The sequence below is a fragment of the Wolbachia endosymbiont (group A) of Ischnus inquisitorius genome, assembly GCF_964026985.1.
Taxonomy (GTDB): domain Bacteria; phylum Pseudomonadota; class Alphaproteobacteria; order Rickettsiales; family Anaplasmataceae; genus Wolbachia; species Wolbachia pipientis.
This window is the reverse complement of the sequence record NZ_OZ034715.1, coordinates 58773-79567: the sequence shown is the minus strand read 5'-3', so window position 1 is coordinate 79567 and position 20795 is coordinate 58773. Positions and strand designations below refer to the sequence as shown.

At 35.9% G+C, this 20795-nt stretch carries 23 protein-coding genes and 3 tRNA genes; 18 read left to right on the top strand and 8 right to left on the bottom strand.

Translation table 11 applies throughout. The features are described 5' to 3' along the window. Positions 1-226 precede the first annotated feature (226 nt). Positions 227-388, bottom strand: a complete 162-nt coding sequence (locus tag AAGD90_RS00430; RefSeq protein WP_341821953.1) for a hypothetical protein — start codon at positions 386-388, stop codon at positions 227-229. Positions 389-676: 288 nt separating this feature from the next. Continuing rightward, the gene (locus AAGD90_RS00425; protein ID WP_153296799.1) at positions 677-832 is read right to left on the bottom strand and encodes a hypothetical protein; all 156 of its coding nucleotides are present in this window, start codon (positions 830-832) and stop codon (positions 677-679) included. A gap of 283 nt (positions 833-1115) precedes the next feature. On the opposite strand from AAGD90_RS00425, the gene AAGD90_RS00420 reads away from it, so the two are divergent. Further along, a protein-coding gene (locus tag AAGD90_RS00420; RefSeq protein ID WP_156518142.1) for an IS630 family transposase occupies positions 1116-1975 on the top strand; the annotation gives its coding sequence in 2 pieces (ribosomal slippage) (positions 1116-1440 and positions 1440-1975; 861 coding nt in all). Between the two features lie 25 nt (positions 1976-2000). Here AAGD90_RS00420 and AAGD90_RS00415 read toward each other — a convergent pair. Continuing rightward, entirely contained in the window at positions 2001-2429 is a 429-nt protein-coding gene (locus AAGD90_RS00415; protein ID WP_341821952.1) for a hypothetical protein, read from the bottom strand. Between the two features lie 148 nt (positions 2430-2577). Between AAGD90_RS00415 and AAGD90_RS00410 the strand changes: the two genes are divergently transcribed. Next, a protein-coding gene (locus AAGD90_RS00410) for an IS5-like element ISWpi1 family transposase (RefSeq protein WP_341821644.1) occupies positions 2578-3410 on the top strand; the annotation gives its coding sequence in 2 pieces (ribosomal slippage) (positions 2578-2947 and positions 2947-3410; 834 coding nt in all). Here AAGD90_RS00410 and AAGD90_RS00405 read toward each other — a convergent pair. Continuing rightward, the gene (locus AAGD90_RS00405) at positions 3385-3594 is read right to left on the bottom strand and encodes a hypothetical protein (RefSeq protein ID WP_341821951.1); all 210 of its coding nucleotides are present in this window, start codon (positions 3592-3594) and stop codon (positions 3385-3387) included. The genes AAGD90_RS00410 and AAGD90_RS00405 overlap by 26 nt on opposite strands. A 53-nt stretch (positions 3595-3647) precedes the next feature. Between AAGD90_RS00405 and AAGD90_RS00400 the strand changes: the two genes are divergently transcribed. The 8 genes from AAGD90_RS00400 (at position 3648) to sucD (ending at position 8461) form a co-directional block, all read left to right on the top strand. After that, positions 3648-4445, top strand: a complete 798-nt coding sequence (locus AAGD90_RS00400) for a hypothetical protein (RefSeq protein ID WP_244663027.1) — start codon at positions 3648-3650, stop codon at positions 4443-4445. 50 nt (positions 4446-4495) lie between these two features. After that, a complete protein-coding gene (locus tag AAGD90_RS00395; protein ID WP_341821950.1) occupies positions 4496-4846 on the top strand; it encodes a hypothetical protein in 351 nt (116 codons plus the stop codon). 68 nt (positions 4847-4914) lie between these two features. Beyond that, positions 4915-4986: transfer RNA gene (locus AAGD90_RS00390), tRNA-Glu, on the top strand. 28 nt (positions 4987-5014) lie between these two features. Continuing rightward, complete coding sequence (locus AAGD90_RS00385) at positions 5015-5701, top strand: 16S rRNA (uracil(1498)-N(3))-methyltransferase (RefSeq protein WP_006279818.1); 687 nt, start codon at positions 5015-5017, stop codon at positions 5699-5701. 218 nt (positions 5702-5919) lie between these two features. Further along, a tRNA-Pro gene (locus tag AAGD90_RS00380) sits at positions 5920-5993 on the top strand. Between the two features lie 199 nt (positions 5994-6192). After that, entirely contained in the window at positions 6193-6393 is a 201-nt protein-coding gene (gene rpsU, locus AAGD90_RS00375) for a 30S ribosomal protein S21 (RefSeq protein ID WP_006279819.1), read from the top strand. Between the two features lie 37 nt (positions 6394-6430). Continuing rightward, positions 6431-7582 (top strand): ADP-forming succinate--CoA ligase subunit beta, encoded by a 1152-nt coding sequence (gene sucC, locus AAGD90_RS00370; protein WP_006279820.1) that lies wholly within the window; start codon positions 6431-6433, stop codon positions 7580-7582. A gap of 3 nt (positions 7583-7585) precedes the next feature. After that, positions 7586-8461 (top strand): succinate--CoA ligase subunit alpha, encoded by an 876-nt coding sequence (gene sucD / locus AAGD90_RS00365; protein ID WP_341821949.1) that lies wholly within the window; start codon positions 7586-7588, stop codon positions 8459-8461. An 8-nt stretch (positions 8462-8469) separates the two neighbouring features. Here the strand turns inward: sucD and dapF are convergent, their stop codons facing one another. Further along, on the bottom strand, positions 8470-9258 hold the full coding sequence (dapF, locus tag AAGD90_RS00360; protein ID WP_265044046.1) for a diaminopimelate epimerase: 789 nt from the start codon (positions 9256-9258) through the stop codon (positions 8470-8472). Then, on the bottom strand, positions 9239-9826 hold the full coding sequence (locus AAGD90_RS00355) for a nitroreductase family protein (protein WP_264329414.1): 588 nt from the start codon (positions 9824-9826) through the stop codon (positions 9239-9241). Before AAGD90_RS00355 ends, dapF begins: the two co-directional genes overlap by 20 nt. Positions 9827-9911: 85 nt before the next feature. On the opposite strand from AAGD90_RS00355, the gene AAGD90_RS00350 reads away from it, so the two are divergent. From AAGD90_RS00350 to petA, 6 genes are all read left to right on the top strand, one after another. Further along, the gene (locus AAGD90_RS00350; RefSeq protein ID WP_264705842.1) at positions 9912-10439 is read left to right on the top strand and encodes a biotin transporter BioY; all 528 of its coding nucleotides are present in this window, start codon (positions 9912-9914) and stop codon (positions 10437-10439) included. Beyond that, positions 10436-10825: a DUF1284 domain-containing protein gene (locus AAGD90_RS00345; protein ID WP_341821948.1), complete on the top strand. Its 390-nt coding sequence runs from the start codon at positions 10436-10438 to the stop codon at positions 10823-10825. The genes AAGD90_RS00350 and AAGD90_RS00345 overlap by 4 nt, the downstream gene beginning before the upstream one ends. A 168-nt stretch (positions 10826-10993) precedes the next feature. Next, on the top strand, positions 10994-11869 hold the full coding sequence (locus tag AAGD90_RS00340; RefSeq protein WP_007548480.1) for a tetratricopeptide repeat protein: 876 nt from the start codon (positions 10994-10996) through the stop codon (positions 11867-11869). An 81-nt stretch (positions 11870-11950) separates the two neighbouring features. Continuing rightward, positions 11951-12023, top strand: a tRNA-Val gene (locus AAGD90_RS00335). A 52-nt stretch (positions 12024-12075) separates the two neighbouring features. After that, entirely contained in the window at positions 12076-14778 is a 2703-nt protein-coding gene (gyrA, locus tag AAGD90_RS00330; RefSeq protein ID WP_341821947.1) for a DNA gyrase subunit A, read from the top strand. Positions 14779-14870: 92 nt separating this feature from the next. Continuing rightward, positions 14871-15470: a ubiquinol-cytochrome c reductase iron-sulfur subunit gene (gene petA / locus AAGD90_RS00325; protein ID WP_010963095.1), complete on the top strand. Its 600-nt coding sequence runs from the start codon at positions 14871-14873 to the stop codon at positions 15468-15470. A gap of 18 nt (positions 15471-15488) precedes the next feature. Here petA and priA read toward each other — a convergent pair whose 3' ends face one another. After that, the gene (gene priA / locus AAGD90_RS00320) at positions 15489-17813 is read right to left on the bottom strand and encodes a primosomal protein N' (RefSeq protein ID WP_410529981.1); all 2325 of its coding nucleotides are present in this window, start codon (positions 17811-17813) and stop codon (positions 15489-15491) included. Positions 17814-17975: 162 nt separating this feature from the next. Between priA and AAGD90_RS00315 the strand changes: the two genes are divergently transcribed. Beyond that, complete coding sequence (locus tag AAGD90_RS00315; RefSeq protein ID WP_341821945.1) at positions 17976-19130, top strand: hypothetical protein; 1155 nt, start codon at positions 17976-17978, stop codon at positions 19128-19130. Between the two features lie 107 nt (positions 19131-19237). Beyond that, positions 19238-19864, top strand: a complete 627-nt coding sequence (locus AAGD90_RS00310) for a hypothetical protein (RefSeq protein ID WP_341821944.1) — start codon at positions 19238-19240, stop codon at positions 19862-19864. A 72-nt stretch (positions 19865-19936) separates the two neighbouring features. Here AAGD90_RS00310 and thyX read toward each other — a convergent pair whose 3' ends face one another. Next, positions 19937-20791 (bottom strand): FAD-dependent thymidylate synthase, encoded by an 855-nt coding sequence (gene thyX / locus AAGD90_RS00305; RefSeq protein WP_010082033.1) that lies wholly within the window; start codon positions 20789-20791, stop codon positions 19937-19939. Positions 20792-20795 lie beyond the last annotated feature (4 nt).

Sequence of the window (20795 nt, the reverse complement as noted above, 5' to 3'; positions counted from 1 at the left end):
TTTATTAATATAAATAATAAATTACTATTCTTAAATTTGATCAGATTGATTGCAAAAAAACAAGATTTTCAATAGGTTGCTTATAATTCTAACTATAGTTAGCCTTTCATAAGTAGCGATGCAACAAAGCCATTCCAGCGTCACGCGCTGGAATGACATTGTAGGGTGTTATCCGAGTCCTTTTTCCGTCATCAGAGGACCATATGACGTCATCCAAGTAGCGTGACTACTTGGATCTAAGCTGTATAGCCTTTCTTATAATAGTCCGAATGCGATAAGATATGTGTTTATGGCTATAGCAGGCCAGTAGCATATTACGGTCTGTTCGGATTATTGTAAAAAGAGCTATAAAGTTAAGTTTTCTGGATCCCAGTGGGCTTTGTTGCATCGCTAGCTATGATGGATTAAAGATAAAAAAGGTGGAGAATATCAGTAGCTTATTATTCTGGTATTTATAACAAGAACGGTCAGTGAATACCTAAATTTGAGTAAAAGAAATTTCACTACCACTCACTAATCCGGCTAAAATTCAAGAATTTCAATGCTTTAGCTATTTTCAATAGAATTAAATTTATTAATATAAATAATAAATTACTATTCTTAAATTTGATCAGATTGATTGCAAAAAAACAAGATTTTCAATATGTTGCTTATAATCCTAATTATAGTTAGCCTTTCATAAGTAGCGATGCAACAAAGCCATCCCAGTGTCTGGGCACTGGGATGACACCGAAGGGGCTACTCGGATGACAAACCCTGTCATTCCAGGGCGTGACGCTGGTTTCCATCCAAGACGGCAGTGCTTGACACTGGAATGACAAGAAGAGGGCACTGCCCTCCTTGTATGTATTAGATATAGGCCGAGTTGTGGTCGTGATAAATGTGATCGCTTGCGCAATCGAACATTTTCACAAAACCATTCTCTAGATAAAGATTATATTCGTGATGTTGATCTGATAATACAATATTATCTTGCTCCCCTGAATTGAAATGACTTGAATCTGACAGCAATTCGTAATTTGGATTATCTATTTTACTAATGCTGTTTATTATAGCTCTTTCCACAGAAGTCCGGATATGATAAGATTAAGGATAGATGGCGATAAGGAGGTTGGATGCCGGCAGCATATAGTTATGATTTAAGAAAAAAAGCAATGGAAGCACTAGACGAAGGGGAAAGCAGAGAAGCAGTGGCAGCAAGATTTAAAATTGGACGAACTACTTTGTGGGAGTGGCAGCAAAGAAAAAAAGAAACAGGCGACTTTCAGTCAAAAAAACTCGGTAATGGAGGTTACAATCAGAAAATTATCGACTGGAATAAGTTTATCGAATTTGCTAAAAAACACGGTAGAAAAACTCTGTCGGAAATGGCTAAACTTTGGGGCAACGTTAGTATCCAAACGATCCACCGAGCTCTCAGAAAAATTGGATTTACGCGCAAAAAAAGACATATGGATACAAGGAAAGGAACGAAGAAAAACGTGCTGAATTCTTAAAAATTATAGCAACAAAAGAACCAGAAAACTTAGTGTATATAGATGAGTCTGGGATTGATAACACGGAGGACTATCCATATGGGTATTGCCAGAAAGGACAGCGATTTTATGCCCTAAAATCTGGAAAAAAAACTCAACGAATCAGCATGGTTGCAGCCTTAAGTAGAAGAAAGATAGTTGCTCCATTAACATTTGAAGGCCACTGTAATATGGATATTTTTAATGGATGGTTTGAGCAATTTTTGGCACCGATCTTAGAACCTGGACAAACTGTCATTCTTGATAATGCTACTTTTCATAAGTCTGATAAGCTTATCAAGCTCGCTAAAGGAGTCGGTGCAGAAATTTTGTATCTGCCGCCTTATTCTCCAGATTTTAACAAAATTGAGCATCATTGGTTTGCTATAAAAAACAGAGCCAGGAAAAACATTCCTCTATTCGAATCCTTTCGTCGTGCTGTTGATTCTGCCTTCCTATGACCTATTCGGACTATTATGAGAAATGCTATACTTTGCCATTACCACTTGATATAGCTAAACTATAACTATCACCATCCTTCATTATCTTGATGGACACCTTATCTTCAGGTAACACTATAAGCTTCTTTGTGCCACTATCGTGGATTACGAATTTGCCTTTTTCAAAATAGTATTTGTCTTCCGGCAAAGCACCAACCTTATAATCTGATGTGTGCAGTTTGTTCCAAAAATCTAACACAGATTGCTTTTCTGCTCCTTCCGCTCTATCATACAAGGCTTTCACATCATTATAATTTATCGTTACATTTGCCTTATGCTTCCCTTCTGAGTCCTGCTCGTAGCTCTTTTCTATTTTGAGAATTGTGTCTTTTAATACTACCTGTTCTTGCTCTTTCTCCTCCACTGAAGCTGACCTTTTTGCCCTTGTTGGAATTTGTGGCTGATCAGACTGCATTTCACTATTGTCGTTTGATGCAGTTTTCTCTTCAGCAGCTTGTGCAACAACATTAGTAGTACTATGAACTTCTGTCTTAGTTTCACTTAGAGGTTGTCCGGAAACAAGTAAAAGGCTATAATATCTGAAATTTTAGTACGGGGTAAAGATGAGAAAAAAGTATCCAACAGATCTAAGCGAAAGGGAATGGGCAAGAATAGAAAAACACTTCAGAGTATCATACAAGAAAGGAGGAAGGCCGCAAAAGTATAGCAAAAAAGAAATATTAGAAGCAATTTTCTATGTATTGCGTACAGGGTGTCAATGGCGGTATTTACCAAATGATTTTCCGCTATGGAAGACTGTGTATGAGCAGTTCAGGCAATGGAAGAAGCAGGGAATTTTTGAGAAAATGAATTATGAAATTACAAAATATAGTAGAAGAAAAATAGGAAGGAATGAGCAGCCGAGTGCCTGTATAGTAGATAGTCAATCTGTAAAGACTACAGAAAAGGGGGGATCAAAGGCTATGATGGAAGTAAAAAAGTAAAGGGTAGAAAAAGGCATATAATTACAGACACTCAGGGTTTTATACTAGGTTGTTACGTAGGCGCTGCTAACGAAAATGATAGAGATGGTATTAAAATAGCATTAAACAATATGAGAACAAAATATACTAAAGTTAAAAAAATGTGGGCTGACATGGGATACCAAGGAAGAAATTTAAAGAATCACATAAAGGAAGAATATGACATAGATATTGAAATTGTTAAAAGGCCTCCATGTAGATTTTGGGTGCACAAAGATACGCCACCTGAGCTACTACCAACAAGAGAACAAGGGTTTAAAGTACAGCCAAGAAGATGGGTTGTAGAAAGGACTTTTGCTTGGGTTAATAGGAATAGAAGGCTATCGAAGGAGTATGATTTACTCACAACATCCACTGAGAATTTCATATACCTAGCTATGAGTAGGGTTATGTTAAAGAGGGAATATGCTTGAATTTACTAGTTTCCGGACAACCTCTTATAGCCTTTCTTATAATAGTCCGAATGCGATAAGATATGTGTTTATGGCTATAGCAGGCCAGTAGCATATTACGGTCTGTTCGGATTATTGTAAAAAGAGCTATAATAGTCCGAATGCGATAAGATATGTGTTTATGGCTATAGCAGGCCAGTAGCATATTACGGTCTGTTCGGATTATTGTAAAAAGAGCTATATATAGGGGGTATAATCATGGGCATAATAGATAATTTTTTAATTAAATCTGTCAAAAACAATGACATAAAAGGTGTTAAACTGACTCTAATTCTCTATGATGCATTAAATAGTTTTAGAAAATTCTTTTCAAAGACTATGTCTCTCAAGAATACAGGATCATTTGATATAAATAATAATCAAGCTTTAAATCAGGCTTTAGGACATGCTACAGATCACAAAATAATGGAATTGCTGATTAATCGTGGAGCTGATATCCACTCAATAGATGAGAATGGAAAGAATGTTATAATTCGTGTTATTGAGAGTTTAGCAGAATCAAAAAATCTAAAATTGGATAGTGAGAAAAACTTACCAGCAGAGATAATTCTTCACCCCACAGTTTCCTTTTTACTAGGAAAAGGCGCAGAGTATTATTCTACAGATGATTTGAATGTTGAAGCTATACAACAAAAACCTCCTAGAACCTCTGAATATGAGCCAATAACTATGTACGCTGAGGTGAACAACAATGTAATACCACCTCAAAAACCTTCTAGAACTTTTGAGTATAAGCCAAAGAGCACTAATTATGATGCTTTGCCTTCAAAAGAGCCAATTTACGCTGAGGTGTATGATGCTAAGGTTAGTAACTCATTAGGGGAGAATGGTTATTTGAGTGTATCAGAAGAATCTATTTATGCTGAAATATATGATTCACATAAAAAATCCACTGAAAATTTATCATTGGAAGATAGTGGTTATTTGAGTATATCAGAAGAACCTATTTATTGCACTATAGATGATCTTTCAGAACAAAAAAGCCTACTAGCCTAAAACAGAAAGAGCCAGAACAGTCGTCAGAACCTATTTATGCTAGGGTAGATTTGTCCAAGAAAAGAGCAGAAAGAAAAGCAAAAGACATAAAAGCTAATTCTGGAACTTGCCATGGGTTAGTGCAAGATAAAGTGAATGATTGGCAAGTGAAGCTAAATGAGCTAAGTGCTAATAAGTCGATAAGTCAGCAACAGACTAATGATCAAAAAATTAAGACCAAGGCTGGCTTTAGTGTAGAAGAAATAAGGCAGAAATATGAGCGTAGAGATTCTGGCTATGATTCCGATACAAAAGTTGAACAACAATTAGAATTAGCTCCTAAATCTGAGATAGGTTCAGTGAGTATTGAGCGTGGAGTAATAGGAGGCTGTCGATATAAGATTACTGATATATCCCTCTAACTATGTGATTCAAAATAATTGAATTGACTTTATATATGTAATCGATATAACCTAGTTAGATTCAAGTTGACTCTTTCGTCTAGTGGTTAGGACACCACCCTTTCACGGTGGTAACACGGGTTCAAATCCCGTAAGAGTCACTCAAGTAGAATATAATTAAAGTTTTGAATGGGAAAAATTAGGCTCTATGTTGAAGAAGCTTTATCACAAGGCGTGAGTTTAGCACTTAATCCACAACAAAGTCACTATATTTGCAATGTAATGCGGCTTAAGAAGTATGATAATCTCTCTCTTTTTAATGGAAAAGATGGAGAATGGTTAGGAGAAGTAGTTAATATATCGCGTAAATTGACAGAAGTTACACCCAAAGAATGCACTAAACAACAGCAATATGAGGAAAATTTATACCTGTATTGTGCCATGGTAAAAAGTGCTGCTTTGAACAACATAGTAAGACAGGCAACTGAAATGGGAGTAATCTGCATTCAATTTATTTCAACAGAACGTACAGTGGTAAAAAATATTAACCTAAGTAGAGCAAAATTACAAGCAATCGAAGCAGCGGAACAATCAGGTAGGATAAGTATACCAGAGATTTTGCCTCCTATTAACTTTTGTGAGTTACCTGATTCCCAAAGTAAAAATTTTGTTTTGTGTGATGAAACAGGTAAAGCTGACAAAGTGCTGAAAGGCAAAAAAAATGTTGCTATTATTGTTGGTCCTGAAGGTGGTTTTTCATCTTATGAACTTGATCTTGCCGATAAGTTTTGTCAAAAATTGAGTCTAGGAAAAAGAATTTTAAGGGTCGATACTGCTGTAGTTGCTGCACTCACTTTCACCAATTGGTGTAGCTAGATTTTTAAATATGGCTAAGGTTTGGGTCATAAAGAAATCTGGTTCAGTGTTGCGCGCACAAAAACCCTGTAGACTTTCTACGAAGCAGTCTGTTGTTAAAGAGGAGCTAATAAAAAACATATTCTAAGATAATATTAAATCTCATATTATATTTTTTCTAAAGTAAACAAATGAATCTTGCATTTTGCCTGAGTTATTGATACTCTGAGTAAAGAAGTCGGGGCGTAGCGCAGCCTGGTAGCGCATTTGGTTTGGGACCAAAGGGTCGGGAGTTCAAATCTCTCCGCCCCGATGTTAGTATAATTGTAAGAACGCTGTAACATAAGAGCAATCTCCATCAGTAAGCAAGTAGCTGACACTGGAATGACATTATTTACCATGTAAATTATGGCATATTACATTTTAACGCTCAAGTTTATAAAATAATTGACAATGTTAATTTTCTAATTTATAAATAGATTTTGAAATGATTACCGAAGGAGGTATAGAGTTTGATAGAAGTATCAGTCCATTATGGTGATGTAGACAGAGCTCTTCCAGTATTGAAAAAAACAATTCAAAAGGAAGGAAGAGGGTTGAAAATGAAAAAACAATATCATGAAAAAAAATCAGAAAAAAGAGCTAAAAAGAAAGCTGAAGCTAAAAAAAAGAGGTACCAACAAGAGTGCAGAAGGCAACGTTATGGTTGGTAGTTTGTACTCAAGTTAATAGTTTATCATTGGTTATTTTATGAATATTCACGAATATCAAGCGAAAGAAGTTTTGCATAAATTTAATGTCCCAGTGCCAAAAGGTTTTGTTGCTACATCTGCAGAAGAAGTAAAGACTCAAGTAAGTCAATTAAAATCTGACGTGTTTGTAGTTAAAGCTCAAATTCATGCAGGTGGTAGGGGTAAAGCCGGTGGCGTAAAGCTAGCAAAGTCAGTTGAAGAAGCTCAACAGTTTGTAAAGGACATGATTGGTATGACTTTAGTTACTCATCAAACAGGGCCAAGCGGGCAGCAAGTAAGAAAAGTGTACGTTGAAGAAGGCTCAAGCATTAAGAAAGAGTATTATTTAAGCCTGGTAATCGACCCGAAGCTCAGTAGGCCAATATTCATATTTTCCTCAGAAGGTGGAATGGACATCGAAGAAGTGGCAAAAAATTCTCCTGCAAAAATTGTGAAATTTGATATTGATCCTGCTACAAGTTTTGATAGCAGCAAGTTAAGCAGCAGTTTTCATTTGAGTCCAGAACAAATAGAAAAGATATCGAACATTGCAAAAAAAATATATGATGCGTTTATTGCAACTGATGCGAGCCAAATTGAAATTAATCCACTGGTTGAAACAAATTCTGGAGATTTTATTGCGCTCGATGCAAAAATTAATTTCGATGATAATGCTTTATATCGTCACCCAGAAATTATGGAACTTCGTGATTATGATGAGGAAGTGAAAGAAGAGATAGAGGCTTCAAAGTATGGGCTCAGTTACATCAAAATGGATGGCAGTATTGGTTGCATGGTAAATGGTGCAGGTCTTGCTATGGCAACAATGGATATAATAAAATACTACGGAGCAGAGCCTGCTAACTTTTTGGATGTTGGTGGTGGAGCGAGTAAAGAAACTGTAACTGAAGCATTTAAAATCATATTGTCTGATAGCAACGTAAAAGGAATTCTGGTTAACATATTTGGTGGTATAATGCGTTGCGATATTATCGCAAGTGGAATTGTTGCGGCTGCAAAAGAAATGAGCATTAAAGTTCCTCTAGTGGTTAGATTATCAGGTACTAATTTTGAAGAAGGAAAAAAAATTTTAGAAGAGTCAGGATTAAATATTATTGCTGCAGATGAGCTAGATGAAGCTGCGCAAAAGATAGTAAAAGAGGTAAAATAAAGCATGTCCGTTTTAGTAAACAAAGATACAAGATTAATATGCCAGGGTTTTACTGGTGCACAAGGCACATTTCATTCAGAGCAAGCAATTGATTACGGAACGAAAATGGTGGGAGGTGTAACTCCTGGAAAGGGTGGGAGCACTCACCTTAATTTACCGGTTTTTAATACTGTAGCAGAAGCCAAAGAAAAAACCGGTGCAAATGCTACAGTTATATATGTACCTGCTAAATTTGCTGCTGCTGCAATACTTGAAGCAATAGATGCAAAAATAGAATTGATAATTTGTATTACAGAGGGCATTCCTATACTTGATATGGTGAAAGTTAAGCGTGCGCTTATCGGCTCAAAAAGTCGATTGATTGGTCCCAACTGTCCGGGAATTATTATACCTGAAGAATGCAAAATAGGAATTATGCCTGGCCATATCCATAAGCGTGGACACATAGGAATTATGTCTCGCTCCGGAACTTTAACTTACGAGGCAGTAGCACAAACAACCGCTGTTGGTCTTGGTCAATCCACGTGTATCGGAATTGGGGGGGATCCAATTCATGGTATGACATTTGTCGACTGTATGGAGCTCTTTTTAAAAGATGACGATACTCATGGTATTGTAGTTATTGGTGAAATAGGTGGAAACGAAGAAGAAGATGTATCACATTTTGTGAAAACAGAAAAAACTAAAAAGCCAATCGTTGGTTTTGTAGCAGGCCAAACGGCACCTCCAGGAAGACGTATGGGACACGCTGGAGCAATCATCTCCTCCAGCGGTGGAAGTGCTGGTGCAAAACTAGAAGTTATGCGGAGTGCCGGAATTGCAATTGCTGAAACCCCTGCAGTAATTGGTAAGAAGGTATTGGAAGTAATGCATCACTAGAATTAGGGTCACAAAAACCCTATATCACCGGTCATGAATACGTTATTTGCCCATTCGATTAATAACTTGCCTCCTGGTAAATTTACTGAAGTCTGTTGGGCAACCAGATATCCACGTAGTGTGGATGCAACAAGTGCTGCACAGGCTGCACTACCGCATGATGCAGTAATGCCTGTACCTCTTTCCCAAACTCTTAAAGCTATTTCTCCAGACTTTTCAACTTGTGCAATACTAATATTAATTTTCTGAGGAAATAATACGTGACTTTCCAACTTTGATCCTAAACTTTGCAATGGTATTTCATTTACGTTATCAACAAAAAAAACTATGTGAGGATTACCAATATTTACTGCAACAGGATCTTTTAGCATTTCAAGCTCTATAGGTAAGTGAAGAGTGTCACACTCAGTAGACAAGGGAATTTCATGCCATTTTAGCAAAGGTTTGCCCATGTTAACCTTTATGGATTTATCACCCACTTTAAAACACTCTAAAATGCGTTTGTTTACCAGCTCAATAGTGATATACTCAGTACCTTTTTCTGACATTATCAAATATCCAACACAGCGTGCTGCGTTTCCGCACATTTCAGCTCGACTGCCATCAGCATTATAGATATGCATAAAACAGTCTGCAGCATTAGACATTGTTATAATTATCACTTGATCACAACTGCTTTGATCAGCAATTTGTCTATGGTTCCAGTCTAAATTGTTTGTTGAACGTGAGTCTATGATAACGAAGTTGTTACCAGTGCCGTGCATTTTGATAAAATTTTCAGGACCTTGGCCACTCATCATAAAAAAACATTTCTTCTATTGGTCTCCTTTTTTTCTTACTTGTTTCAGCGCCCTCTTCTTCGTAACCAACCGCTATCACTGACATTACGTTAAAGTCATTGGGTATATTGAACTCTTTCACTATTTTATCTCTATCAAATCCACCCATTTGATGGGCCATTAAGTTCATAACTGCAGCTTGTAACATAAGTCCATAATTCGCTGCACCAGTATCGTGATTAGCCCAAAAATTTTCACCTTTATCAGATTTGCGGAAATTCTTAGCGCTTAAAGATATGATTAACACTTGTGCATCTTTTGCCCACTTTTGATTAGATTCATCAAGGCAATTTAGCAGCTTTTCCCATGCGCTTTGATTGTTCTGTTTGTTGCATATTACGTATCTCCAGGGTTCATCACCAAAACATGAGGGAGTCAGCCTTACAGCTTCCATTAAAATATCCATGTCTTCCTGAGATATTGCTCTTGTAGGATCGTATGAACGTCCGCTGTGTCTTGCTTTCATCAACGATAATAGATCTTGTTTACTCATCATTTTTAATTTAATAGTGCATAAATAATTCATTGTAGCACAATATAAGCAAAATTTAAATTGCAAAACCTCTCATAAACATATATTACATTTAATAAGTTATTTTTATTGGGAAGGTATGTTTATAACACAATCTAGCAGCAGATCAACACTGGCTGAAATATTGTCTTGCGTTTTACTTTTATTCTTGATGGCTCAAATAAGTATACCATTGCAGCCTGTGCCTATCACATTGCAAACTTTAGGAGTAATGCTTATTGGGCTTAAATTTAACCGCAGAACAGCATTCTATTCTGTGCTTACATATCTATCACTTGGTGCAGCAGGATTGCCTGTTCTTGCAAATTTTTCTGGTGGTTATCACGCTCTCCTTGGACCAACAGGTGGATATTTAATTGGCTTTTTAGCTGCTGTTATGGTAATGAGCAAAGTAAATGAATTACTGAACTCTAAGTATAAATCATTTGTATGTAATTCTTTAAGTTGTCTGGCTGGTACAGTTGTAATCTTTATTTGTGGTGTTAGTTGGCTTGCTGTTTACTTGGGTCTGGAACAAGCAATAATGGTGGGTGTTTTACCATTTATCCTTCCTGGTTTGATAAAAATTTTTCTACTTGTAGCAGCTTTGCAATATTTGAAAAAATGATAAAATTTCGCCCTCATCATTTTATGTGCACCCTCGCGTTTCGGGGATATGGGTATTCTCAGGGTTTTGTAGAAAATTATAAAAGGATAGCAAGCAAAGTAATTAGTACTCAAATCGAAGTAGTTGGTAACCTTGATAATATCTGTAGTGCTTGTCCAAATCAGACTAAACAAGGTAAATGCACCACACAAGCTAAAGTTTTAGAGCTAGATAGAAGGCATATGGAAGTTTTAGGAATTAAAATTGGCGAGACTTTGACCTGGAGTGAAGCGGTAGAAAAGATTAGGGAGAAAATGTCTTTAGAGAAATTCGAGTACGCATGTGAGGGGTGCAACTGGCAGCCATATGGAATATGTAAAAATGCCCTTTTAAATCTACAAAGGTAGTTGACAAAATGTTAAGATAAATTGAAGCATTTTTGTGGAAATAAAGCGAAATATGGAAGACAAAAGATAAATGCATTCTGAAAGGCTACACAGCATGTTCGTCCCGCTAATTAATAATATCTTTATTATTGTATGAGATAGGTAATTTAGCATTTATGAATTTGTAATGTGTTGCATATAGCTCAAAGAAATAAGGTTTACTGGTTACACGCTGCAGCCAATGCCACAACACTAGGACCTATGTTTATCTGCATGTTAATTTGCGTTGTGATTTTATGGAGGTCTTCTGTTACCTATGCTAGTGAAAATTTGGAGATACAGAAGGCCTTTGATAGTGTTGTCAAGCATATAAAAGCTGATAAAAAATATAAAGATCTTGATGTTATTGAGAGAAAAAGTGATAAATTTAACATCAAAATTGCGCAGAATTCTGGCAAGAGTTTTGACATATACTCTACTTTAAAAAAAGCAAAAGATTCCTTTGAATCAGGAGATAATGAAACAGCTATTTCTCTCCTTAATCAGATCATTGCAAAGTTTCCTTATCATAAAAATGCTTTAATTGGATTGGGAAATATTTATTACGCTAATAAAGAATACAAAAAAGCTGTAGAGATTTACACAAGACTGTTAAAAGAACACCCTAGTAACCCTTACATATTAAAAAATTTTCTGACGATAATCTCACAATATGATCCTGATCTGGCGTTGAGTGAAATGTTAAAATTGTATGATATACATAAAAATTATGCTCCTTTATTAGCAAATTTAGGTCTGATCTATATGAAAAAGGAGGATTATGTAAAAGGTAAAGAGTATATGATAACTGCTATTTCCCTCGATGAAAACAATATTTTTTATACTTATAATTTAGCTGTTATTCTAGATAAACTTTCAGATTTTCAAAATGCTACAATATTCTACTTAAAGTTGTTAAACATGGCTACAACTTCGAAAGATGTGAGTGAAAAAATACCTTTATACAAAGTGACAGCAAGACTAAAATTTATAAAACTTCACAGCACGCACCCAAAGATTTCATAAAAGCTTATAGCTTACCTAAAGCTAATTTATCGCTATTTTTGTTTACAATAATAATATTGAGCTATAGAATTAGATCTAAAGGGGCAATTAGCTCAGCTGGTAGAGCATCTCGTTTACACCGAGGAGGTCGGCAGTTCAAGTCTGTCATTGCCCATTTGCTTAACTGAATGTTAGTATTATTAATTACTTCAATTAAAGTATAGAAAATGCAGGATAATATAGTACCAATCTCAATAGTAAAAGAGCTGGAAGATTCTTATCTTTCCTACGCAATGAGCGTTATCATAAGCAGGGCTATACCTGACGTGCGGGATGGATTTAAACCTGTTCATAGGCGTATATTATATGCAATGTCGAGAGCTGGATTCGATGCCGGTAAGCCATATAAAAAAGCGGCTCGTATAGTTGGGGACGTAATGGGGAAATATCACCCACATGGTGATGCAGCTATTTACGATTCCTTGGTTAGGATGGCTCAAGATTTCTCTCTTCTTTTACCGCTTATTGATGGGCAAGGTAACTTTGGTTCGATAGATGGAGATCCACCAGCTTCAATGCGATACACAGAAGCAAGACTTCAAAAAGTGTCACACTTTTTACTGAATGATATTGATGAAGATACAGTTGATTTTAGGCCAAACTACGATGGAAATGAAACAGAGCCTGTTGTGCTGCCTGCAGAGTTTCCGAATCTATTGGTAAACGGTGCAAGTGGTGTTGCAGTTGGTATGGCAACCAATATTCCTTCTCACAACCTTGGAGAAATAATAGATGCTTGTATATTATATGTAGATAATCCTGAAGTTACTTTGGATGAGTTACTTGAAGTGATGCCAGGGCCGGATTTTCCAACTGGGGGAACAATTCTTGGAAGGTCTGGAATAAGATCAGCATTTGCAACTGGTCGTGGATCAATTGTTGTGCAAGGCAAGACTCATATAGAAGATCTGCCACAAGATAGGCAAGCAATAGTGATTGATGAAATACCTTACCAGGTAAATAAAGTAAAATTAATTGAGAAGATAGGTGAGCTTGTAAAAGAAAAAAGAATTGATGGTATAACAGAAATTAGGGATGAGTCCGATAAGTCTGGTATTAGAGTAGTAATTGACCTCAAAAGAAATGCTGAAGCAAGTTTTATACTTAATCAAATATTGGGGCTAACTCCACTAAGAAGTAGTTTTAGTGTTAACACTTTAGTGCTCAATAACAACAGGCCTGCTTTGATGTCATTGAAAGAAATCATAGAGGCCTTTATTGATTTTAGAAAAGAAGTGTTAATCAGGAGAACAGAATTTCGTCTAAGAAAAACGAGAGAAAAAGCTCATATATATATAGGGCTCTACATTGCGGTCCTCAGCATAGATGAAGTGATAAAAATCATCCGCGGTGCAAAAGATCCTGCGGAAGCAAGTAGAGAACTTTTAAATAAAGAATGGAAAACTTCGAATGAAATCAACACTATTATCGAGTTGATTTCAGATAGCGCAAGTTTTTTGAAAGATGGAGTGTATAGATTAACTGAGCTACAAATTAAAGCTATCCTTGATATGAAACTGCAGCGTTTAACAGGCCTTGAAAAAGACAAATTAGAAGCTGAGCTAAGTTCAATGATCAACCTGATAAAAGAATATATCGCTTTTCTTGGCTCAGGAGAGAAGTTGATGAAAGAAATAAAAAACAATCTACAAGAAATAAAGAACAGATTTGCTGTGCCGCGAAAAACTTCAATAGAAGAGTCAGACGCGGACATTGAAGCTGAAGATCTAATTCCACAAGAGGATATGGTGATAACCGTAACTATGAATGGTTATATCAAGCGTGTAAAACTTTCTCACTACAGAACTCAGCGTCGTGGTGGAAAAGGAAAGCTAGGACAGGGATTAAAAGAAGAGGATGTAATCACAGAATTATTTGTTGGAAATACCCATACTAGCTTTTTATTCTTTTCTAACATTGGTCGAGTTTATAGATTAAAAGTTTATAAGTTACCTCTTGCAGAGCCAACCGCACGTGGAAGAGCACTTGTTAACATATTTCCGCTTAGCGATGGTGAAACTATAACTAATATCATGCCATTGCCAAGTGAAAATGACGAAAATCAAAACATAGTTTTTGCTACTGCCTATGGAAACATAAGGCGTAACTCCTTAGCGGACTTTCACTATATTCCAAGCAATGGAAAAATAGCAATAAAGCTCGATGAAGGAGACAAATTAGTATCGGTTAAGGTATGTAATGAAATTGACCATGTTTTACTTTCAACAACGCTTGGAAAAAGTATCAGATTTGTTGTAAGTGATGTGCGTCAATTTAAGAGTCGCAATTCAGATGGCGTAAGAGGTATCAAACTTGTAAAGAATGACAGCGTGATATCCATGACCATATTAAATGGGATAGGTGTAGCAACAGAAACAAAAGAACTTTACTTAAAAGTTCCACTTGCAAAAAGACTGGGGACTGCAATTAATAACTCCATTGATTCTAAATTGGAAAAGACTTTGAATGATTTAGGAATAGATGACGAATTATTCTTAAAACTTGCAGTGAATGAGGAGTTTATATTAACTATTACTGAAAATGGCTTTGGTAAAAGAACTTCTGCGTATGAGTATAGAGTAACTAACAGGGGTGGTGTTGGTATCACCAATATTCTTACTACTAGCAGAAACGGTAATGTTGTTGCTAGTTTTCCAGTTGAGCAGGGTGATAATATAATGCTTATTACAGATAAAGGAAAGTTAATTCGCATTTCGGTCAATGAGATTAGAATTGCAGGACGCAGCACTCAAGGAGTCACTCTGTTTAAAACAGAAAGTAGAGAAAAAGTGGTGTCAGTAGCGAAAATTGAAGATCCTGATTCCACTGAAGATAGTATTTTTGAAGTTGAAAACTCTATCGCTTCTTAACCGTAGTATAGGTTAAACAAAAAGCGCAAGTTTTTGTTGATTAATACGCAGTATTTAAATTAAAATATATACTTATGGCTAAGTAAAGATCAATGGACAAAAAATTAACTAAAAATAAAAAACCACTGGCAGACAAAGAGGATAAAAAAACACCTCCTGTTAAAGATCTTACTAAAAATAAGAGTAGGAGAGATTTTATAACATTAACTACATGCGCTATGGCAGGTATAGGAGCTGCAAGCGGACTTTGGCCACTGGTTAAATCTATGAATCCTTCTGCTGAAGTTCTAGCAACTTCCACAGTGGAGGTGAATTTGTCTGGAATTCAGGAAGGACACGGAGTAAAAGTAAAGTGGCAAGGTAAACCAGTATTCATTCGTAGACGCACAAAGCAAGAAATTGAGGCTGCAAGAGCTGTGAATGTGAAGAGCTTGAGGGATCCTCAATTAGATGAGCAGAGAGTATACGAAGGAAAAGACGAATGGTTAATTATGCTTGGAATATGTACACATCTTGGGTGTGTACCGGTTGACCACGCTACAAGAGATGGTAATGGTTGGTTCTGTCCTTGCCACGGTTCATATTATGATACATCAGGTCGAGTAATTGGGGGTCCTGCACCGAAAAATATGGCTGTACCTGATTATTTTTTTCCCAGTGAGAATGTTGTGGTAATTGGCAAGAAGGCTTAACGAATATAAATAAACTCGTTAAAAAAAACTCACAGGATCAACATCTATTATCACTGCAATACTCGAATTCAAGTTACAATTTTTAATCCAATATTTCAGCTTTTTTTGTATGGATAGACTATGCTTATTGTGTATTTTTAATAATACCCTATACCGATACTTATTATTTAAAAAATTTATCGCTGCTGGTGATGGGCCAAGAATTTCAAATTCCTTTTTGTCTACACCTACATTTTTTTCCTGGATACAAATAGTTGAGCTACTTGAATGACAGAGAAGAGATTTTACTATTTCATTCGCTGCTTTTTGTGTTGCAATCTGATTCTTACCACAGATTATAAGCGCTATTAATCTGCTAAATGGTGGCATTTTGGCTTCGCGTCTTGACTTAAGTTCGATTTCATAAAATGAGTCTCTTTTTTGATGCAGCAATGCTTTTATTATTGAACTTTCAGGATTATTGGTTTGCACTATTACCATTCCTTTTTCATTAAACCTTCCTGATCTGCCTGCAACTTGGTGCAATAATTGATACGTCTTTTCCGCTGCTCTCAAATCAGAATTTTCGAGACTCAAATCTGCATTCATTACTCCAACCAAAGTTAATTTGGGAAAATTGTGCCCTTTAGCAATTATTTGTGTGCCGATTATAATGTTCACCTCTTCTTTCAATATCAAATCAATTACGTTACTAACCGACTTCTGATCGCTGCTTATCATCGCAGTTTTTGCGTTTGGTATTAATTTCACCATTTCTTCAAGCAACCTTTCAATTCCTATGCCGTAGAGGGACAATGGCTGTTCACTTTGGCAATTAGAGCATTTTTCTGGAAGTTTCAATTGATAAGAGCAGTGGTGGCACAAAAGAGCATTTTTTTTCTTGTGATATGTAAGCCAAACAGCACAATTTAAGCAGGAAATTTTATATCCACACTTTTTACAAATTGCCAGTTGTGCATACCCTCTGCGGTTTAGAAAAAGCATAACCTGCTGTTTTTTCTCTATGGTTTGTTTGATGCTTTCAAAAAGCTCAGAGGAGATCCATTGCTTGTTGTTCCTCATATCTACTACTTTAATGAGTGGCAATTCTGCACCACCAAATCGTTTAGTTAGCTTTACATGATTGTAATTCCCGTTTTTAACATGATGAATCGTTTCAAGCAGTGGAGTAGCTGATGATAAAATAATCGGAATATTTTCAAATTTGGCTAAGATTATCGCCATATCTCGAGCATTATATATAATTCCCTGTTCTTGTTTAAAAGATGAGTCGTGCTCTTCATCAACGATAATCAATTTTAGGTTTTTATAAGGCAAAAAAAGCGCTGACCGTGCACCAATAATTATCTGCGCATTTCCATTTGCTATATTGAGCCAATTATTCCGGCGAGTTTTTGGAGTGAGCCCTGAGTGCCATTCAACTAAGTTTTTTGATATCTGACCGCGAACACGATTTACCAATTGTGAAGTTAAAACAATTTCAGGTAGGAGGATTAAAATTTGTGTACTACCTTCTCCTGATGTCATTTCAACATATTCTGGTGTCATACTAGTACGTGGCAAAGACGGTATGCTAAATGTTACAGTGGGTTTTGCCTTGAGTATAAAGGTTTCATTCCAGTGCTTGACACTGGAATCCAGGAATTTTGATTGTAAATTAGGTATTGGTTTTAAGTTAAAATAAACATTTGTAATGAGGTTATATGAAAAACTGGATCCCAGTGTCAGGCTACTCGGATGACACCCTCTTGGTAGACCCAAATCACAATGTTCGTACAGTTGTGTCTCTGGGCACTGGGATGGTAAAGTCTGAGCAGCATTTGGAACGGCAGTGTAATTCTTAATCAATTGTGCAATCACAGAGAGATAAACTTCCGTTTTTCCAGATCCTGTCTCACCGTCAAGCAAAGTCACTGAATACTCGTTCAAATTGCTGATTATTTTATCACTAGCTATCTGCTGTTCAGGGCTTAATTGGCAACTTATTTCACTTGTTTCCTGCTTTTGTTCAACACAAACCAATTTATCTATGTGATTTACTTTTAACACTCCTCCCATTATCACTTTGGCAAGCATACCAATAGGTATTAAATTGTATTGTGCAACCCACTCTGCAAATGCAATCAATTTTGGTCTAATATTTGGTAAATCGATTTTTTGCTCAATAAATTTTAATTCTCGGTTACTTTTATCACTGTATTTCCAAACTATTCCGATTAAGCGTTTTTTGCCAAATGGCACCACTACGTAATCTCCAAGTAAAATCTCAGTATTTTCCTCAATTGCATATGAAAATAACTGATCAATTGGAAGTGGTAGTAATACGTCAACTGTTTTTGCCATAGTGATTGAGTTTAACATTGTTTTAAAGAGCTTGTAACTTTATTAAGCTTGGCAATATAGATGAATCGGTACAGAGAAAATCTTAACGTTTAACACATTTTTCATAGTACAGACCGTATGATTGATAAATAAAATGATTTATAGAATTTGTGGAGGCTACCAATGGTCAACGACAAGATTACTTTGAACTTTGAAATAGAAAAAGGCGAACCTATAGATCGATACTACTTTTCTGCACATATAAAGCTTACAGATGAAAGCAAAAATCTTTTGCGCGAGAAGCTTGGCAGTACAATTCAATTCGATAATCTAGATGATCACTTCAATCTTAACCATGAGAATTTTTATATCTACTACAACAAATATAGTGAGCACAATGGTAGAAGTGAGCTACACGTTAGGGATGATAACGGTAAATATTTAACCTCCAATCTTCCACTTAATTACTATGGATTCTCAATGGAACTATCACCTGACGGAGCGTCAATTGCAGATTATGGTTTTTATCCTCTGTATGCAATCTATAACCCAAATCACTATGATAAAGCAAAGGAAAAAGTATTTGATGATCACGGTGAATTGTCACCAATTGCATCAAATGTGTTAGATAATTTTTTAAGCAACACAAATAGCTTAACCACACAAGATATATTACAAAATGTATTCTCACAACTGCAGAAGAAAGCTGATGAAGAAGCAGAAAGATTGGCAAGAGAGAGAGAAGCAGAAAGACAAAGGGAGGAAGAGTTAAATGAAAAGAACGAGGAGTTAAAAGAACTTGTAGAAAAGGATGAGATTAAAATATTCAAAGTGGTAAAAGGTAATGATTTAGGTAATGGGCATTCAGCAGTAGTTTTACAACTTGATGGGGAAGAAGGTGACAAGATACCTCTCGACTCTAGTAAATACTACATAGCAGAGTATAGACACCACCCAGAATGGGAAGGCGATGAATATTTAAATTTTGTTAGCCCTGATAGTGATATGCTGGTTAATTATGAAAACTTATTTTTTGTGCTCAATCAAAGCTCCTACTCAGACTTTGAAAGTGGGTTTTATTCAGAAAACAGAACCGATCCCCATAATTATGCTAAATATTCAAAGGAACCATATTTGAGTGGTGACCAGCTATCTGAAAAATTATCTAATGAATTGGAGGAAGATAGCAATCAGATAGGTACTGAATTTACAATTGATGATGAGCAAGTAGACGAAGAAGTTGTGGTAGAGAGTGAAGCCAAGTCTGGGGAGAAAGGAACGGTTGGTGAGGATAACGCAAAAAATATAGCCTTTCTTATAATAGTCCGAATGCGATAAGATATGTGTTTATGGCTATAGCAGGCCAGTAGCATATTACGGTCTGTTCGGATTATTGTAAAAAGAGCTATACTATACAGGAAGAAGAATCTAACTATATAGATCAAATGCAAGCGGATGATAGCAGCAGTTATAAACCAGCTTTGCAAAGCAATCGTGATGATTATGCTGATACGAAAAAAGCTCTGCAGGAAAAATTGCATGGAGATGAAATACACAAGCAAAGTAATGAGAAAGCTCAAAAAGATATAGAAGTAAAAAAAGTAACTGTGGAAACTGACAGTAGCAGTAATAAGACTGAAAAACAAACAAAACCAACAGAAGATGAACAAGAAACTGTTATGGCAAGTGTGATAGAAAATATGGATAAAAATTCTGATATTGAAGCAGAAACTTCTAACAGTGTTGCAAATTCACAACATCCCTTAAAAATAAAGACAGGAAGTCCTCTTGAAGTGGGAAAGTATAAGGTGGAGCTGCAAGTGACATATGATGATGTAAAGAATTTTTATGATACCGTACGTGGTAAATATCATGCTGGCGATGGATATAACTACGAACAAGTAATGGTTTTATATAATGAAATTGTTAGGCCCGCTCACAATCATCATTACGAGCTGTTTACTCTTGATGAAGCACATGTTGCTAATGATCACCTGTTTATCAAGGGTCAGGATTTTGGAACTCTAAATGATTTTAATGAGATGTTCTATAAAAGTGATGAGTTAATGTGATGTAAAAAGCAAGATTCAATCTGGTGAACGAGAGTTAACTGACAGAGGAGATTGACACGTATGCCTTTATCTTTAAGATTGTTTATCAAGTATAGACATCAGCTCGCCCCATTCTCTTTTACCAATATTACTTTCTTCTCTAGTAACGTTTTCCCCTTTAATTAATTTGCGAATTATTTCTAGACCAGTTCTTGAAATACAGGCTGATTCTAGGCAATATTCAACAAAGGCATTGTAGGCCAGTGGAACCCATTTTTTTATTATATCCAGCATAACTTCTGCATAAACTCTGATTTCATATTGGGCATGCTTATCAGCTCTGAGCTTCAAAAAATGAAGGAGATTATGCAGATCTATTTTCCAATAAAATTGCGTGTAGTAATTAAGCATTAGGTTAGTTCTGGCAATTTCTCTTGCAAGCCCCTGCTCAATAAATTTTTCATAATGAGAATATACTAAATTAGAGTCATTTATTAGAGAATCTATTATTTCCTTTGAGGTATCTGGATCAAAAGCTTCCCCGCTACCTTGTTTATTATTGTCAGATTGTTTTGCAACTTGTTCTGGTTTAGGTGTATAAAATTCATTATCAAGTATTGAATACCTTGCTGAATATTCATTCACATTTGCAGTTCTATGCCTTATCCATTGCCTTGCAACAAAAATTGGAAGTTTCACGTGAAACTTAATTTCACACATTTCAAATGGAGTTGTATGATGATGTCTCATTAAATACTTTATAAGTGCTTCATCCTGACTTATCTGTTTTGTTCCCTTGCCATAAGAAACACGAGCAGCTTGAACTATAGCGCTATCAGAGCCCATATAATCCACTACTCGAATAAATCCATGGTCTAATACCTTATGTTCTTCATATAAGATTGCATCTATTTCTTTTACTATAGTTCGTTTGGTTGCTTCATTCATAAAA